Here is a 15,974-nt window from a genome sequence, read left to right as displayed (position 1 = left end):
TGGGGAACCTTGTTTGCCAGCCCCGGCACGGCGGCCGCCCTTCTGGACCGTCTGTTACACCACGCTCATGTGATTACCCTGCGTGGGGACAGCTATCGGGTGCGCAACCGTTTGGTGCCGCCCAAACTCATGCAGGCAAAGGAGGGATGAGAAGACTCTTTCCAGGATCTAGTTGACGACTTTTCGTGACCGAAAATGACGATTTTCTAGTGGCCAAAAGTGCAGATTTTTAAGTGGCCATTGACAGCACATCGGCGATATCCAGCGCGTAGCAGTTCCCGCCCGCTCCGAAGATAACCAGTTGCGCCTCGGACAACTAAATCACCTCCTTGCTTACGTGGGACATCCTGTTTGCCCATAAATCAAAAAGACCCGTGCCGGTTGGGGCGGGTCCGATGCCAGAAGACATAAATTCTGGACCTTACCCGGCAACTGGCGGGCATAGCGGCATACCGCCTTAGCCCCTGTAGCTTTGCGTCGCCACCTTTCGGTGACTTTGCCCTGAGCGGGTCTATGAACTATTTTAGATTACAACAAATTTCGACACCATTAATGCCAGACAAATAATGTCGCATAATGTGTAGGACCTTGCGTGGTCCTTCAACCCTTGCAACTTGTAAGTATCAAAGCCAGATTAGATAGAAAAAATATACCTATAGGTGCACTCAAAGGTACAGGGGTGCTCATATAGGTGAATTACTGAGGCGTTTCAGACGGCAATCAAGGGACCGGCGCGAAATACCCAGATATCTCGCCGTCCTGGTCTTATTACCGTAATGCATCTCCAGTGCTTTAAGAATGATACGGCTGTTGTACTCTTCAAGCGGCAGTCCTTCAAGGGGGAGAGAGAAATTCTTACAGTCTATTACCTCCGCATGCGGGGGCCCGGCCACGGATCTGGCTCCAATAGCGATTTCCAGGTGTGCGGGCCGCAAGACGACATCGTCCCACATTAATGCAGCCAGCTCTACAGCGTTCTTAAGCTCTCGCACGTTACCCGGCCATTCATAGGCGGTAAGCATCCGGGCCGCCTCGGCGCTGATTTCCCGGAACTTCTTCCCTTTCTCGTGGGCAAACCGTGTGAGAAACATATGGGCAAGAGGCAGGATTTCTTCCTTACGTTGGCGCAGTGGGGGAAGATAGAGACGGGCGACACTCAGGCGGTAATACAGATCGGCACGAAACGCCCCTTTTTCCACCTTTGCCGATAGGTTAGCGTTAGTGGAGCAAATAATCCTGACGTCCGCCTCGACCCTTCTCAAGCCGCCGACCCGGAAAAAAGCCCAGTCCTCGATCACCCGTAGCAGTTTGGCCTGGACGTTGAGAGGCATTTCGGCGACATGATCCAGAAACAGAGTTCCGCGCTGGGCCATGTCAAGCCAACCCTTTTTCCCTTTCAGCAAGACGCCGTTATAGGCTCCGGGCACGTAACCGAACAGCTCGTTTTCCGCGTTGCCCGGGGCAATGGCCGCACAATTCAAGGTAACAAACGGCTCTGTGACGTTCTCTTCGCCATGGTGGATATACCGGGCGACTATGTCCTTGCCCGTACCCGTCTCGCCTTCGATAAGGACGGGTACCAAACGGTCGGCGTGCAGCTTTTTTGCTTGCCCGAAAACCTTTTCCATCGCCGTGGAAAAAATGCCGACTTCACCTACGCCGGGAACCAGGCGAAAAAATGCCCTTTCGCTGCACGGCGTTTCCTGCCCGGCATCTCCGGCAGCCGTTTTGTTATCCCGTTTTAAGGGCTCCTCATGTTTAACCCGCTGATCCATAACAGCAAAACCAGTTCCTTGATCCATTGAGTTGCAGGCAGTCGTTGGGGCCTGCCCGTAAAGGCCCTACGGCTGCCTGCATATGATTACAACGATAAAGTACATTACCCTTATACCATGAGCTTACAGCCGTTCACTAAAAAAACTAACGGGGGCGCCGTGGAGGCCACCCCCGAAAGACTTTATCTTTAATATTGTGACTTGTGACTGTAACCGCCGAAATACCGAGCATGCGGCAGCGGTAAGAGGCTAAACGTACTGGTGAGGGTTCACCGGAGACCCGTTGGAACGCACCGTGAAGTGCAGGTGCGGCCCGGTCGACCAGCCCGTGCTGCCCACCTTGCCGATGGTCTGGCCCTTGACCACGGTTTCCCCCTCGGCGACGTCCTGGCTTGAGAGGTGGGCGTAGAGGGTGGTCAAACCGTTGTTGTGATCCAGCATGATCACCTTCCCGTAGCCCTGCAAAGTACCCACGTAGATGACCTTTCCCGATTGAGCGGCCACGACGCGGGCGCCGCTGGGCGCCGGGATGTCGATCCCGTCGTGAAAGCGTTGGACGCGGAGGATGGGGTGAATGCGGTTACCGTAATCGGACGAGATCGCGGTATGCCCCGGGCAGGGCCAGGTGAACGGCCCCTCCGCCTGGACGCCGCCCTTGCCCGCGCGCTGCCGGGCGATCTCGTCCAGGATCTGCTGCTCCTGACGCTCCAGGGCGTCCAGTTCCTTTTCGAGCTGGCTGAGGTTCCTCTGCGCTCCGGCGAGTAGTTCCCGCTTCGCCCGCTCCTCGTTGGTCAGGGCGCGGTAGGTGGCCTCCTGGTCGGCACGCAGAGAGGCGATGCGCCGCCGCTCCTGCTCCAGAGCCTCCTTTCGGGCCTGAACCTCGTCCCGCTTGGCCTGGACCTGCTCGATAAGGCCCACGTCCCGGGCGACGATCTGACGCAGGAACTCCATACGCGTGACGAAATCGTTGAAGTCCTTCGCCCCGAAAAGCACCTCCAGGTACCCGACCCTTCCCGCCTCGTGGATGCTCACAATGCGCCGGCGCAGGAGGTCGTTCTTCTCCTCCAGGTCGGCCTCGGTGTCCGCCAGTTGCCGCTCGGCGGTCAGGACACGGAAGGTCGCGTCCCGGAGGGCGCCGCTCAGGCTGTCGAGTTCGCGGCTCTTCTGGTCGATGGAGCGGTCCAGGAAGGCGATCTGCTGGGCGTAATTGGTGACCGTGGACTTGGCGCCGCTGACCTGACGCTTTTTCTGCTCCACCTTCTGGCGCGTCTGGTTGAGCTGGTTCTCGAGGTTCCCCCCCCAGCCGGCGCCCGGCACCCCGGCGAGCAGGCCGGCGACCAGGGCGATGACCAGCATCATCCGCCACCAGGAACGTCGCAAATCGGATCACCCCTTCGCACTTACACGTTCAAGAACTTCCGCATCGACACGACGCTGCCCAGGCCGCCCATGCCGAGGCCCAGCGCCACGAGGCCGCCGAAGACCGGCAGGAGCAGGTAGGGGTCGGTCACCAACTGGAAAAAGAGCAGGGACGCCCGGTCAACCTGCAGGGCCAGGTAGTAGTAGCCCAGGCCCAGCGCGGTCACCGCCGCCAGGCCCCCCATCAGGCCCACCGTCATCCCCTCCATCAGGAAGGGCGCGCGCACGAACCAGTTGCTGGCCCCCAGGAACTTCATAATGCTGATCTCCTGCTGCCGGGCGACGACCGAGAGCCGCACGGTGGTCACGATCAGGAAGACGGCGGCCGCGGCCAGCAGCCCGGCGGCGACCAGGGAAACGACATTCAACCAGCGGGTGATCATGATCACCTTTTCGACCACCCCCTGGCCGTAGTTGACCCGGTCCACCCCCGGCAGGTCCTCAATTTTTTCGGCGACGGCCGGCACCAGCTCGGCGCGGGCGGCCTGTACGCGGTAGCTGTCGGGCAGGGGGTTGTCCTCCTCCAGACCCTCCAGGATGTCGCTCTTATCGCCCAGCGACTCCCTCATCTCGCGCAGGGCCTGGCTCTTGGGGACGAAGGTGCAGCGGGTGACGCCCGACAGGGCCTCTATTTTCTCCCCGATCTCGGACGCTTCCGCCTCGGGGGCCAGGAAGACGTTGATCTCGACCTCAGACTCGACGCCGCGCATCCACTGGTTGGCGTTCAGGGCGACAAGCAGGAAAGCGCCCAGGATACACAGCGAGACGGCGATCATCCCCGCCGAGGCCAGCCCCAGCCAGAAGTTGCGGACCAGGGCGATGGCCGCCTGCCGGATGCAGTAAACCGTAATCCTAAACATTGCTGTAACTCCCCTGTTCCTCGTCCCGCACGATGCGCCCCTTCTCAAGGGCGACGACGCGCCGCTGCATGCGGTCCACGATGTCCCAGGCGTGGGTCGCCATGACGATCGTCGTCCCCGCCTTATTGATCTTGCTGAACAGCTCCATCAGGCCCCAGGAGGTCTCGGGGTCCAGGTTGCCCGTCGGTTCATCGGCGAGGATTAAGAGGGGCTGGCGCACCAGGGCGCGGGCCAGGGCGACCCGCTGCTGCTCGCCTCCGGAAAGCTGGTGGGGCAGGAAGCCTTCCTTCTCCGAGAGGCCCACCAGTTCCATAACCCCCGGCACCCGGGCCGCGATCTCGCGCCGGGAGGCGCCCACCACCTCCAGGGCCAGGGCCACGTTCTCAAAGGCCGTCTTCTGGGGGAGCAGCCGGAAGTCCTGAAAGACCATGCCGATGCGGCGGCGCATGGTCAGGACGTGGCGGCCGCGCATGCGGGCGATGTTCCGCCCTTGGAAAAAGATCTGCCCGCTGGTCGGCAACTCCTCACGGAAAATCAGTTTGAGGATCGTGGATTTTCCGGCGCCGCTGGGGCCGACCAGGAAGACGAAGTCTCCGCGCTTAATGCGCAGGTTAAGGTCCGTGAGGGCCTGTACTCCCGGAGGGTAAATTTTAGTGACGTTGTAGAAGTGGATCAAGAAAGGCTCACGTCCCCCTTGGCGGATGGGTCCATACTTCGACAGCTTTGGCATTGATTCCTCCAAAAAAGGCATAAAAAAGGGGCATTTCGGAAAATGCCCCTTAACCCCGTTTTGTGCCCTTCCGGTTTTTATCCCTTGCGCCTGACAACTTCCCGCACGGCGTCGGCGATGCCGTCGGCCGTCAGGCCGTACTTCATCAGGAGTTCGCCGGGTTTGCCCGACTCGCCGAAGGTGTCCCGGATCCCGATGCGCTTGACCGGAACGGGGTGAAGCTCGGCCAGGGCCTCGCACACCGCCCCGCCCAGGCCGCCGATGACGCTGTGCTCCTCGGCGGTGACGATGGCGCCGCTGGCCGCGGCGGCCTCGGCCAGCGCCTCGGCGTCAAGCGGCTTGATGGTGTGCATGTCGAGCACACCCACCTCCAGGCCGTCTCCGGCCAGGGCCTCGGCCACGCGCAGGGCCGCCTCGACCATGATCCCGCAGGCGACGACCGTTGCGTCCCGCCCGCGGCGCAGCCAGACCGCCCGGCCCGGCACGAACTTGAAGTCCTTGCCGTGGAGGGTGGGCACCGGCGAGCGCCCGAGGCGGATATAGACGGGTCCGTTGGTCTCCGCCGCCGCCCGCACCGCCCCCTCGACCTCGGCGGCGTCCGCCGGGACGAAAACCGTGAAGTTGGGCAGCGCCCGCATGAGGGCGATGTCGGCCACCGACTGGTGCGAACTCCCGTCCTCGCCCACCGTCAGGCCGGCGTGGCTGGCGGCGATTTTCACGCCCAGCTTCGTGTTGGCCACGCTCTGGCGGATCTGGTCGAAGGCCCGGCCGGTGGCGAAGACGGCGAACGTGCTGCAGAAGGGTACCTTGCCGGAGGCGGCCAGGCCGGCGGCGGTGCCGACCATGTTGGCCTCGGCCACGCCGAAGTCGAAGAAGCGGTCCGGGAAGCGTTTCTTGAAGTCTATGGTCTTGGTCGACTTGGCCAGGTCGGCGTCCAGCACCACGACCTCGGGCCGCTCCTCGCCCAGCTTCACGAGCGCCTTGCCGTAGGCCTCGCGGGTGGCGATCTTTTCTTGCACGGTCTTCGTTCCCCCCTATCCCAATTCCGCCAGGGCGGCCCGTACCTGATCCTCCTTGGGTGCCTTCCCGTGCCAATCGACCTGGCCCTCCATGAAGGATACGCCCTTGCCCTTGACCGTCCGGGCGACGATCACCGCCGGCCGGCCCTCGGTGGCCCGCGCCTCGTCCAGGGCCGTCAGGATGGCCCGCATGTCGTGCCCGTCGATCTCCAGGACGCGCCACCCGAAGGCCCACCACTTGGCGGCGATCGGCTCCGGGTTCATGACCTCGGTCACCGGGCCGTCGATCTGGTAGCCGTTGAAGTCCACGATGGCCGTAACGTTGTCCAGCTTGTAGTGGGCCGCGGCCATGGCCGCCTCCCAGACCTGCCCCTCCTGGATCTCCCCGTCGCCCAGGAGCACGTAGACGCGGTAGTCCTTCCCGTCCAGCTTCGCGGCCAGCGCCATGCCGTTGGCCGCCGAGAGGCCCTGGCCGAGGGAGCCCGTCGACATCTCCACCCCCGGCAGCTTCTTCATGTCCGGGTGGCCCTGCAGGCGGGTGCCCAGCTTCCGCAGCGTCCCCAACTCGTCCACCGGGAAGTAGCCCCGCTCCGCCAGGGCGGCATAGAGCACCGGGGCGGCGTGGCCCTTGGAGAGCACGAAGCGGTCGCGGTCCGGCCAGTCGGGCCGCGCCGGGTCCAGGCGCATCACCGCGAAGTAGAGGGCGGTCACGATATCGGCCGCCGAGAGGGACCCGCCCGGGTGCCCCGACCCGGCCGTTCCGACCATGCGGATGATGTGGCGGCGGATCTCCCGGGCCTTCTGTTCCAGAGCCGCGATGTCCATATCCTACCTCCTGGGCGTGTATTCCTTGAAACCTTCCCCGATGACCTCCCGGACCTCGGTGACGATCACGAAGGCTTGGGGGTCGATGGCGTGGACGATCTCCTTCAGGCGGGTGATCTCGCTGCGGCTGACCACGGTCAGCAGCACAGGCCGCTCGGCGCCGGTATAGGCTCCCCTGGCCCGCCAGATCGTCGCCCCGCGGTTCAGCTCCTTCGTAACGGTCGCGGCGATCTCCTCCGGGCGGTTGGAGATGATGAAAAAGGCCTTCGTATAGCTCAAGCCCTCCTGGACCACGTCGACGATCCAGGCGGTGATGAAAATCGTAATCAGGGCGTAGAGGGCCAACTCCCACGAATTGAAGGCGATCCCCGCCGCCAGCACCACGCCGGCGTCAATCAGGAAGAGCAGCTGCCCGACGTTGATCCCTACGTAACTGCGCACGATGGCCGCCGCGAAGTCGGTACCCCCGGTGGTCGCCTTGGACCGGAAGACCAGACCCAGCCCCAGGCCGACCAGCACCCCGCCGAACACGCTGGCCAGTAGCACGTCGTTCGTCGGCACCGGCAGGTAGGGCGCCATAACGTCAATGAACAGCGAAAGGGCCACCGTCCCCACCAGGGAGCGGAACCCGAACGGCAGCCCCAGGCGGTAGAGCCCCCACATGAAGAGGGGCACGTTCAGGCCGAGCATGGTCATGCCCACCGGGAAGCCGAGCAGGTAATGGATAATGGTGGCGATGCCCCCGACGCCCCCGGCGGCGATCTTGTTCGGCACCAGGAACAGGTCGAGCCCGAGGGCCATCAGGATGACGCCCGCGAGCAGCACCAGGTATTCCCGCACAGCGCGCAGCACGTTGGAACCCCTGGCTTTAGAATGCTCCTGTCTGTGATCGGCCACTCCTACCTATTCTTCCTTTCGACGCCGACTCCTGCCGCGCGACAGGAAATGCAGGGCCGTTAGGGCCTGGGCGGAATTTACATTCCAAAAGGTTATGGTATTCATAGAGGGTTGTTATTAATAATGAAGAATATATGCTATGGAGGGAAAGGAGCTGGGCTCCCCGCGGACTGCAAATCCGTTGGCCGACCGTAAGTGCGGCCGGGGTCGGGTTCGATTCCCACTTCCCTCCTCCACCCGAACTATTACCGGCCCGGATCGGGTAGAGCCGGCCCGGGTGCCATAAAATAACTGTGCGGGATTGCAATATCCGGCGGATAGTTGGCTAAGTTAATGAGAAAGGATGGAAGAGGAGGTTCGCCGGATATGGTTCAGATAGGCAACTACCACATCGGCAAGGCTGAAAATGCTAAAAAACCCGTTTTGGATTGTGGAGAAGCGTTCGCCCTGTGGGACCAGCTGGTTTCGAGGTACAACATCATCGAACAAACCCAGCTTTATCTCAATTTCGTCCACGACCCCGAATTCAAGTACGTCTTACGAAAAGGGCTGGCTGAGGCCCTGGAAAAACAGGTCAACACGCTGGAAGAGGAAATGAACAGGTATGAAATGCCCCTGCCGCACAGGCCTCCCAAGAGCGTGAATATCCCGGTCAGCGGTACCCTGATGGAGGACAGGTTCTTGTTCTCGCAGGTCTTCACGGGGATTCAGGGGTTCCTGGACTCTCACATCCGCACCATCCGCTCCGTTATCACCAACGATCCCCTGCGTGCCGTCTTCATCAGGTTCGCCAAGGAGGAGCTGGACATTTTCAACGACCTGTGCAAGTACGGGAAAATAAAGGGGTGGCTGGAGCAGCCCCCGATATACCAGATGCAGTAAACCGGCGGGGGCGCCTCGGAGACCGCTGCAAAACTTCGCCTGGCTTTGTCAGGCTCGCCGTCCGCGCCATGCTCTTTTTCCGCGGTCCCCCGGCTTTCCGGGACCAGCTGTCACTTTGACACTTGTGCCGTTACTTGCCGTTACTTTGTGCTTTTACAGCATCCTTCCAGGCTCCCTGCTGCCCCCGCCGGGCCTCGTACACCAGGTAGGCCTTGATGAAGTCGTCGATCTCCCCGTCCAGCACGGCCGCGATGTTGCCCTTTTCCACCTTCGTCCGGTGGTCCTTGACCAGCGTGTAGGGATGCAGCACGTAGGAGCGGATCTGGCTGCCCCAGGCGATATCCATCTGCTCGCCCCGCAGGCTGGCGATCTCCTCCTCCCGGCGCTGGATCTCCAGGGCCAGGAGCCTGGACCGCAGAAGCTTCATCGCCGCGTTGCGGTTGGCGATCTGGGAGCGCTCGTTCTGGCAGCTCACGACGATCCCGGTCGGCAGGTGGGTGATGCGCACCGCGGAGTCGGTCTTGTTCACGTGTTGCCCGCCGGCGCCGCCGGAGCGGAAGGTGTCGATGCGCAGATCGTCCGGGTTGATCTCGACCTCGGCCTCCTCGTCGACCTCCGGCAGGACATCCACCGAGGCGAAGGAGGTGTGGCGCCGGCCGCTGGCGTCGAAGGGCGAAATGCGTACCAGGCGGTGCACGCCCTTCTCGGCCTTCAAGTAACCGTAGGCGTTCTGGCCGGAAAACAGGAGCGTCGCGCTCTTGATCCCCGCCTCGTCCCCTGGCAGCTGGTCGAGGATCTCCACCTTGAAGTCGTGCTCCTCGGCCCAGCGGGTGTACATCCGGACCAGCATGGCCACCCAGTCCTGGGCCTCGGTCCCGCCGGCCCCGGCATGCAGGCTCATGATCGCGTTCCGCCGGTCATAGGGCGCGGAAAGGAGCAACTCCAGCTCCAGGGACTCCACCCGGGCACCCAGTTTCCTGAGCCCTTCCCTGACCTCGGCCGCCGTCTCCGGATCGTCCACTTCCTCGCCCAGGCCGCAGAGAACCTTGAGGTCCTCATAATCATTTTCCATCCGCCGGAAGAAGTCAACCCTGTCCCGGAGCGCGGACGCCCTCTGGAGCACTTTCTGCGCCCGCTCCTGGTCGGACCAGAAGTCCGGCGCGGCAATCTGCGTTTCCAGGGCCGCTATTTCGCTTTCCTTGCCCGCCAGGTCAAAGAGAGGACTCGAGGTCCCTGATCCGGCGCTCCAGGTCCTCGAGGTCTTTGCGCAGTTCAACGTACATCGAAGAACCCCCCCGTTTAAGTTTGGGGTCAGGCACTAAACTTAAATACCGGACTACTTTTAACCACTTTTTAAGTTAAGTGCCTGACCCCTTTCTTAAAACTTACACTGCTTTGGCCGCCTCGCGGCCGCAGCACTTCTTGTACTTCTTGCCGCTGCCGCAGGGGCAGGGGTCGTTGCGCCCGACCTTCTTCTCGCGGCGCACGGGCTGCCGCGGGCCCTCTTCGGCCCCGGCGCCCCGGTTCTCGACCACCTGGCGGCGCTCCTGCGGCTGAACCGCCACGCGCACCCGGAAGAGGTAGCGCACCACGTCCTCCTGGATGGCGGCGATCATGTTCTGGAACATCTCGTAGCTCTCGAACTTGTACTCCACGAGCGGGTCCTTCTGGCCGTAGGCGCGCAGGCCGATGCCCTCGCGCAGCTGGTCCATGGCGTCCAGGTGGTCCATCCACTTTTCGTCCACGATGCGCAGCAGGATCAGACGTTCGATCTCCCGCAGGGTCTCGGCCCCCAGTTCGGCCTCCCGCGCCTCGTAGGCGACGGCGGCCTTCTCCTGCAGGAAGGAACGCAGTTCGTCCCGGTTCAGGGACTCGATGTCCTCCACCCGCAGGTCGTGGTTGGGCAGGAAGACCTGGGCGGCGTAGTCCAGCAGCCCGGCCAGGTTCCATTCCTCGGGGTGCAGGCTCTCCGCGGCGTAGGTGTCAACGGCGCGCCCCACGATCTCATCCATCATCTGGCCGATGACGGGGCGCAGGTCCTCCCCGGTCAGCACCTGGCGCCGCTGGCGGTAGATCAGTTCGCGCTGCTGGTTGATGACGTCGTCGTACTCCAGCACGTGCTTGCGCATGCTGAAGTTGCGGTTTTCGACCTTCTTCTGGGCGCTCTCCAGGGAGCGGCTGATGAGACCATGCTCCAGGGGAATGTCCTCTTCAATCTTCAGCCTCTCCATGAGGCCGGCGATGTTGTCGCCGCCGAAGAGGCGCATCAGGTCGTCCTCCAGGGCCACGAAGAACTGCGTCGTGCCCGGGTCTCCCTGGCGGCCGCAGCGGCCGCGCAGCTGGTTGTCTATCCGCCGGCTCTCGTGCCGCTCGGTGCCGACGATGTGCAGCCCGCCGAGGGCCACGACCTCGTCGTGTTCGGCGTCGGTGACCTTCTTAAACTCCTGGTGGAGTTCTCGGAAGACCCTGCGGGCTTCCGCCACCTCTTCGGTGCAGGGGCCGAACTCGGCGGCCTCGGCCACCAACTCCGGCGGGTACCCCCGCCGGCGCATCTCCTGCTTGGCCAGGAAGGCCGGGTTGCCCCCGAGGAGGATGTCGGTGCCGCGGCCGGCCATATTGGTGGCGATGGTCACCGCCCCCTTGCGCCCGGCCTGGGCGACGATCTCGGCCTCCTTCTCGTGGAACTTGGCGTTCAGCACCTGGTGGGGGATCCCCCGCCGGCGGAGCATCTCGCTCAGGATCTCGGACTTCTCGATGGAGATCGTGCCCACCAGGACCGGCTGGCCGGTGGCGTGCCGCTCGGCGATCTCCTCCACCACGGCGTTGAACTTGGCCCGCTCGGTCTTGTAGATCACGTCGGGCAGGTCGCGGCGGATCATCTCCTTGTTGGTCGGGATGACCACCACGTCCAGCTTGTAGATCTTGCGGAACTCGTCCTCCTCGGTCGCCGCCGTGCCGGTCATCCCGGCCAGCTTCTCGTACATCCGGAAGTAGTTCTGGAAGGTCACCGTGGCCAGGGTCTGCGACTCCCGCTCGACGGCCACCCCTTCCTTGGCCTCGATGGCCTGGTGCAGGCCCTCGCTGTAGCGGCGGCCGAACATCAGGCGGCCGGTGAACTCGTCGACGATGATCACCTTGCCGTCCTTGACGACGTAGTCGCGGTCGCGCTTCATCAGGGCGTGCGCCCGCAGGGCCTGGTTCAGGTGGTGCATCAGCTCGATATTCCGGTCGTCGGCCAGGTTATCGATGTTCAGGGCCTTTTCGACCTTCGCCGTGCCCTCCTCGGTGATGGCCACGGTGCGCGCCTTTTCGTCCACCGTGTAGTCCACCCCGGCCCTGAGCTTGGGCACCAGGCGGGCGAAGGTGTGGTAGAGGTCGGTCGACTTCTGCCCCTGGCCGGAGATGATCAGCGGCGTGCGCGCCTCGTCGATGAGGATGGAGTCGACCTCGTCGACGATGGCGTAGTAGAGGTCGCGCTGTACGACCTCTTCCGGGTGCAGGGCCATGTTGTCACGCAGGTAGTCGAAACCGAACTCGTTGTTCGTCCCGTAGGTGATGTCGGCCGCGTAGGCCTCCCGCCGCTGCCGGTGGTCCAGGCCGTGGACGATGAGGCCCACGGAGAGGCCCAGGTAGCGGTAAATCTGGCCCATCCACTCGCTGTCGCGCCGGGCCAGGTAGTCGTTCACGGTAACGACGTGCACCCCGCGCCCGGTCAGGGCATTCAGGTAGGCCGGCATGGTGGCCACCAGGGTCTTGCCCTCGCCGGTCTTCATCTCGGCGATCCGGCCCTGGTGCAGGGCGATCCCGCCCATCAACTGGACATCGAAGTGACGCATGTCGAGCACCCGGCGGGAGGCCTCGCGCACCACGGCGAAGGCCTCGGGCAGGATGTCGTCCAGGGTCTCCCCGTTGTCCAGCCGCTCGCGGAAGTATGCCGTCTTCGCCGCCAGGTCTTCGTCCGAAAGGGCGCGCATCTCGTCCTCCAGGGCGTTAATCTCCTCCACCACCCGGGAAAGGCGCTTGACCTCGCGGGCGTTATCGTCGAACCAGTTTTTGATGAAACCGATCATCGGCGTTACACATCCCCTTTCAACAATTAAGGAACCCCTGAGCGGTTCCTTATGAAAGGTACGTTTTTTATTTTAACATTCCGGTCAAAAACTTGCAACCGGGGCAGGAAGCAATTTCCAGGAAGGACATGGCGGGCGGGGCTGAAGCCGCCGCCCGCCCGTATCTTCCCGGGGATTCACGTAGCAAACCCCTTTGATCCCGACGACCGACGATCGTTCTCTACGGCTCGGGTTCGATCAGTCCGTAATTGCCGTCCTTGCGCTTGTAGACGACGTTGACCTGCTCGGTTTCCGCGTTGGCGAAGACAAAGAAGCTATGCCCCAGGAGGTTCATCTGCATGATGGCCTCTTCGACCTCCATCGGCTTGATGGCGAACCGTTTTGTCCGCACGACCTCCAGGGGTTCCTCGTTTTCCACGCCCACCCCGGCGGCCCCGGCCGTGCGCAGGCGCCTGGTGATGCGCCCCTTGAAGCGTTCGACCTGCTTCTCCAGCTTCTCGACCACCTGGTCCACGGACGCGTACATGTCGCCCGTGCTTTCCTCTCCCCGCAGGATCATGCCGTTGATCGGGATCGTGACCTCTATGCGGTGCGAATCCCTCTCGACCGTCAGGGTGACCTGTGCGTCGCCGTAGTTGTTGAGGTACTTCTCCAGTTTCTTCAGCCGTTTTTCCACGTAGCCGCGCAGCGCGTCCGTGACTTCGATGTTCTTCCCCCGAACGTTAACTCGCACCTGTCCTTCACCCCTTCCCTTCGCGTTAGTTAATATTATAACCCCTTTTAACATAGAATTCTGCACTTGGCAGTACAAAACAGGATTGTCGAAAAAAGGTTTGGCGAACCGGGCAGGGGACGGAAATTCCTGTGGATAACGTGGATAAACCTGTGCATAACGGTGTTTCCAAGCCTTCATGGTGTGGACAAGAGACGAAGGCATGTTACCTCTTGTCGAACGTCACACGGCCCGTGGCGAAAGTGAGGCCGAAAACGTCGGAAACCCCGGCTTCGCGCAGGGCCCGCGCGGCGGCGGCCAGCGTGCTGCCGGTGGTCAGCACGTCGTCGACGAGGATGACGCCTTGCCCGGCAAGCATCCCGGGGTTCACCGCGCGGAAGGCCCCTTTCAGGTTCTGCTCCCGGGCGGCCCGGGGAAGGCGCGCCTGGGGCGGGGTGTCCCGTTCTTTCACCAGGGCATGGACGACGGGCAGCCCCAGCCGGCGCCCCGCCTCCCGCGCCAGGAGGTCGGCCTGGTTGAAACCCCGCTCCCGCAGGCGGGCGGCCGACAGGGGTACGGGCACGAGGGCGGCGGCGCCGGTGAAGGCCGGCTCGGCCCGCGCGGCCTCGGACATGGCCTCTCCCAGGACGCCGGCCACCGAACGGCAGCGGCCGTACTTGAGGCGCAGGACGGCGACGCGGACCGCGCCCTCGTAGGGGGCGCAGGCCCGCGCCAGGGTGAAGGACGGGCGGTCTCGGCGGCAGTCGGGGCAGGGGCCCGCGTCCGGCGCCGCCCCGAAGCGGCCGCAGAGGGGACAGGCCGGCAGGCGGGCGAAGGCCCGGAAGCGCGCGGCACAATCCGGGCAGACCCCGCCGTCCGCCCCGGCCGCCCCGCCGCACGCCGGGCAGCCGTCGCCCGCCGGAAAAAAGAGCCCCAGGAAACCGTCGCGGAGGTCGCGGAGGAAACGCCCGATCATCGCGGCCGGGCGCCCCGGGCGCGCGTCCAGCCCGCGGCGGCCCTGCGTTCATCCGCAGCGTGGCGCAGGGCCTCCTCGGCCGCGGCCAGCAGATCGTCCAGTTCCATGACGCCGCGGGACAGGGCGGCCGCCGCCGCGGCCACCGCCGGGAGGACTTCGTGCCCCTCCCCGTCGCCGATGGGTCGCTGCTCGAGAGCCCGGGCCAGGCCCGTGGCCGTCTCGGCGGCCGCGACCTCCCCGACGCCGGGCAGCAGGGCGGCGAAGACCCGGCCCCCGTAGCGGGCGACGACCGCCGTCGCCGGCAGATGGGCGGTCAGCATGCGGCCCGCCTGGACCAGGACCCGGTCCCCGAACGCCTGTCCGTAGCGGGCGTTGACCTCCGCAAGGTTCATCAATTCTAGGAGCAGCAGGCTCAACGGTTCCTCTTCCTCCCGCGCCCGGTCCAGCTCGGCGCGCGCCCGGAGCATAAACTGGTGGCGGTTGGCCAGGCCCGTCAGGGGGTCGCGGGAGGCCAGGCGCGCCGTCCGCTCGCACAGGAGGGCGTTGTAGATAGCCACGGCGGCCTGTCCCCCGATGATCGTCAGGACGTGCAGGTTGCGCCGGTCGTAGGCCCCCGGGCGGCGATCCCCCACCAGGAAGACGCCCAGGACCTCGTCCTCCACCATCAGGGGGATGGTGATCAGGGAGCGCAGGAACTGGGCCAGCCCCGGCTCCCCGGCGAAACGGGGGTCGTCCCGCGCGTCTTCAACGATCGCCGGCTCCTTCCGCTCCGCCGCCCAGCCGACGACCCCCTCATCCCGTCCGGCGACCATGGCACGGATGTCGTCGGCGTAGGGGCTGCGCACGGCACAGGCGTGGAACAACTCCCGCTCCTCGTCCCAGAGGAAGACGGCCGCCGTGTGGTAAGGCAGGATCCGCCGCGTTTCGCTGAGGATGATCTCGATCAGCCGGTTGACGTGCAGGCTGGTGCCGAGCCGCTTCGCCACCTCGTAGAGGACCGTCAACTCGCGGTTCGTCAGCTCGAGCCTGACGGCGCGGCGCAGGAACAGCTGCAGGGCCAGGATCGGGAGGAAGAACAGCAAGGCCGCCGTTTCCCCGGCGATCCGGTAGAGGTAGGCCATCAGGGCGGCGACCGGGAGCGCGAAGAGGTACAGGGCGGCGTCCCAGCGCAGGGTGTCGGGCCAGTTGATGGAGGGGAAGGCCCGCCGCCGCGGGTGCAGGTAGAAGTAGACCAGGAGGTGGTTCAACGCGAAGTAGACAGCGGCGAAACCCAGCAGGGGCACGATGTTGCCCGCCGCCAGGCGGCCCCCGTCCGGCACCCCGCCGCCGAGCGCCGCGTAGGTCCAGGCGCCGCCGGACACGGCGAGAACGTGCTGCGCGGCGTTGAAGAGGGTCGTGCGGAATGAGTTGCCCCTGTTGACGATCCCCTGGCCGACCAGGGTCGCGAGGCCATTGACCCACATGGCGGCCGCGGGTCCGAACACGAGAAAGGTCGCCAGGACGACGGCGAACCCGCTGGACAGTTGCCCGTGCGGAAAGGACACCACGAGCCACTCCGCCAGGACCCCCAGCAGGACCAGGGCGCCGAAACGGGCGGCGAGGTCCAGGTCGAGGGCCGGGAAGGACTGGATGAGCAGGTAGAGCCCCAGGCCGATGACCGCCCACACGTAGCAGAGCCTGAACATTCCGTCACCCCCGGGGTGCAAACCCAGCCAGGTTTTGGAGGTTTAGGGGAAAATTCGACACGGGAAGGGACAATGCCTCCCGGGCCGGGGGAAAAAGATACCCCGGCCCGAACATAAAAGGCCG

13 protein-coding genes, 1 tRNA gene and 1 riboswitch are annotated in these 15,974 nt (G+C 64.2%); of the genes, 2 read left to right on the top strand and 12 right to left on the bottom strand.

All coding sequences use genetic code 11. From position 1 onward, the window contains the following. Positions 1–424: 424 nt before the first annotated feature. Positions 425–511, bottom strand: a riboswitch (cyclic di-GMP riboswitch). 172 nt (positions 512–683) lie between these two features. From QMC81_08080 to QMC81_08050, 7 genes are all read right to left on the bottom strand, one after another. Continuing rightward, positions 684–1,775 (bottom strand): sigma-54 dependent transcriptional regulator, encoded by a 1,092-nt coding sequence (locus tag QMC81_08080; GenBank protein MDI6907427.1) that lies wholly within the window; start codon positions 1,773–1,775, stop codon positions 684–686. A 249-nt stretch (positions 1,776–2,024) separates the two neighbouring features. Beyond that, positions 2,025–3,155: a peptidoglycan DD-metalloendopeptidase family protein gene (locus QMC81_08075; protein ID MDI6907426.1), complete on the bottom strand. Its 1,131-nt coding sequence runs from the start codon at positions 3,153–3,155 to the stop codon at positions 2,025–2,027. 20 nt (positions 3,156–3,175) lie between these two features. Further along, the gene (gene ftsX, locus QMC81_08070) at positions 3,176–4,054 is read right to left on the bottom strand and encodes a permease-like cell division protein FtsX (protein ID MDI6907425.1); all 879 of its coding nucleotides are present in this window, start codon (positions 4,052–4,054) and stop codon (positions 3,176–3,178) included. Beyond that, a complete protein-coding gene (gene ftsE / locus QMC81_08065; protein MDI6907424.1) occupies positions 4,047–4,730 on the bottom strand; it encodes a cell division ATP-binding protein FtsE in 684 nt (227 codons plus the stop codon). The genes ftsX and ftsE overlap by 8 nt, the downstream gene beginning before the upstream one ends. A 131-nt stretch (positions 4,731–4,861) precedes the next feature. Beyond that, a complete protein-coding gene (locus QMC81_08060) occupies positions 4,862–5,803 on the bottom strand; it encodes a transketolase family protein (protein MDI6907423.1) in 942 nt (313 codons plus the stop codon). Between the two features lie 15 nt (positions 5,804–5,818). Further along, positions 5,819–6,628 carry a transketolase gene (locus QMC81_08055; protein ID MDI6907422.1) on the bottom strand — a complete coding sequence of 270 codons (810 nt, stop codon included), beginning with the start codon at positions 6,626–6,628 and terminating at the stop codon, positions 5,819–5,821. Positions 6,629–6,631: 3 nt separating this feature from the next. Then, positions 6,632–7,525 carry a YitT family protein gene (locus QMC81_08050; protein MDI6907421.1) on the bottom strand — a complete coding sequence of 298 codons (894 nt, stop codon included), beginning with the start codon at positions 7,523–7,525 and terminating at the stop codon, positions 6,632–6,634. A gap of 141 nt (positions 7,526–7,666) precedes the next feature. Between QMC81_08050 and QMC81_08045 the strand changes: the two genes are divergently transcribed. Beyond that, a tRNA-Cys gene (locus tag QMC81_08045) sits at positions 7,667–7,761 on the top strand. A 130-nt stretch (positions 7,762–7,891) separates the two neighbouring features. Then, complete coding sequence (locus QMC81_08040) at positions 7,892–8,407, top strand: DUF3231 family protein (protein ID MDI6907420.1); 516 nt, start codon at positions 7,892–7,894, stop codon at positions 8,405–8,407. Positions 8,408–8,537: 130 nt separating this feature from the next. Here QMC81_08040 and prfB read toward each other — a convergent pair. The 5 genes from prfB to QMC81_08015 all read right to left on the bottom strand — a co-directional run bounded on the left by prfB (position 8,538) and on the right by QMC81_08015 (position 15,850). Next, positions 8,538–9,690 (bottom strand): peptide chain release factor 2 gene (prfB, locus tag QMC81_08035; GenBank protein MDI6907419.1). Its coding sequence is split into 2 segments (ribosomal slippage): positions 8,538–9,620 and positions 9,622–9,690, totalling 1,152 coding nucleotides; the frame shifts between segments, so codons are not numbered across the junction. Positions 9,691–9,792: 102 nt separating this feature from the next. After that, positions 9,793–12,477: a preprotein translocase subunit SecA gene (gene secA / locus QMC81_08030; GenBank protein MDI6907418.1), complete on the bottom strand. Its 2,685-nt coding sequence runs from the start codon at positions 12,475–12,477 to the stop codon at positions 9,793–9,795. A 220-nt stretch (positions 12,478–12,697) separates the two neighbouring features. Continuing rightward, positions 12,698–13,210, bottom strand: coding sequence for a ribosome-associated translation inhibitor RaiA (gene raiA, locus QMC81_08025; protein ID MDI6907417.1), 513 nt, complete (start codon positions 13,208–13,210; stop codon positions 12,698–12,700). Positions 13,211–13,415: 205 nt separating this feature from the next. Next, complete coding sequence (locus QMC81_08020) at positions 13,416–14,165, bottom strand: ComF family protein (protein ID MDI6907416.1); 750 nt, start codon at positions 14,163–14,165, stop codon at positions 13,416–13,418. Then, on the bottom strand, positions 14,162–15,850 hold the full coding sequence (locus QMC81_08015; protein ID MDI6907415.1) for a sensor domain-containing diguanylate cyclase: 1,689 nt from the start codon (positions 15,848–15,850) through the stop codon (positions 14,162–14,164). Before QMC81_08015 ends, QMC81_08020 begins: the two co-directional genes overlap by 4 nt. Positions 15,851–15,974 lie beyond the last annotated feature (124 nt).

The sequence above is a fragment of the Thermoanaerobacterales bacterium genome (assembly GCA_030019475.1).
In the GTDB taxonomy this organism is placed as follows: domain Bacteria; phylum Bacillota; class Desulfotomaculia; order Desulfotomaculales; family JASEER01; genus JASEER01.
Note: the sequence above shows the minus strand (reverse complement) of the source record. Positions and strands in the feature narration are given on the sequence as shown.

Bases quoted from the DNA above. Each gene is read 5' to 3' on its own strand.
- QMC81_08080 (MDI6907427.1), bottom strand. From the start codon at position 1,775: ATGGATCAGCGGGTTAAACATGAGGAGCCCTTAAAACGGGATAACAAA.
- ftsX (MDI6907425.1), bottom strand. From the start codon at position 4,054: ATGTTTAGGATTACGGTTTACTGCATCCGGCAGGCGGCCATCGCCCTG.
- QMC81_08055 (MDI6907422.1), bottom strand. From the start codon at position 6,628: ATGGACATCGCGGCTCTGGAACAGAAGGCCCGGGAGATCCGCCGCCAC.
- QMC81_08040 (MDI6907420.1), top strand. From the start codon at position 7,892: ATGGTTCAGATAGGCAACTACCACATCGGCAAGGCTGAAAATGCTAAA.
- secA (MDI6907418.1), bottom strand. From the start codon at position 12,477: ATGATCGGTTTCATCAAAAACTGGTTCGACGATAACGCCCGCGAGGTC.
- QMC81_08020 (MDI6907416.1), bottom strand. From the start codon at position 14,165: ATGATCGGGCGTTTCCTCCGCGACCTCCGCGACGGTTTCCTGGGGCTC.
- QMC81_08015 (MDI6907415.1), bottom strand. From the start codon at position 15,850: ATGTTCAGGCTCTGCTACGTGTGGGCGGTCATCGGCCTGGGGCTCTAC.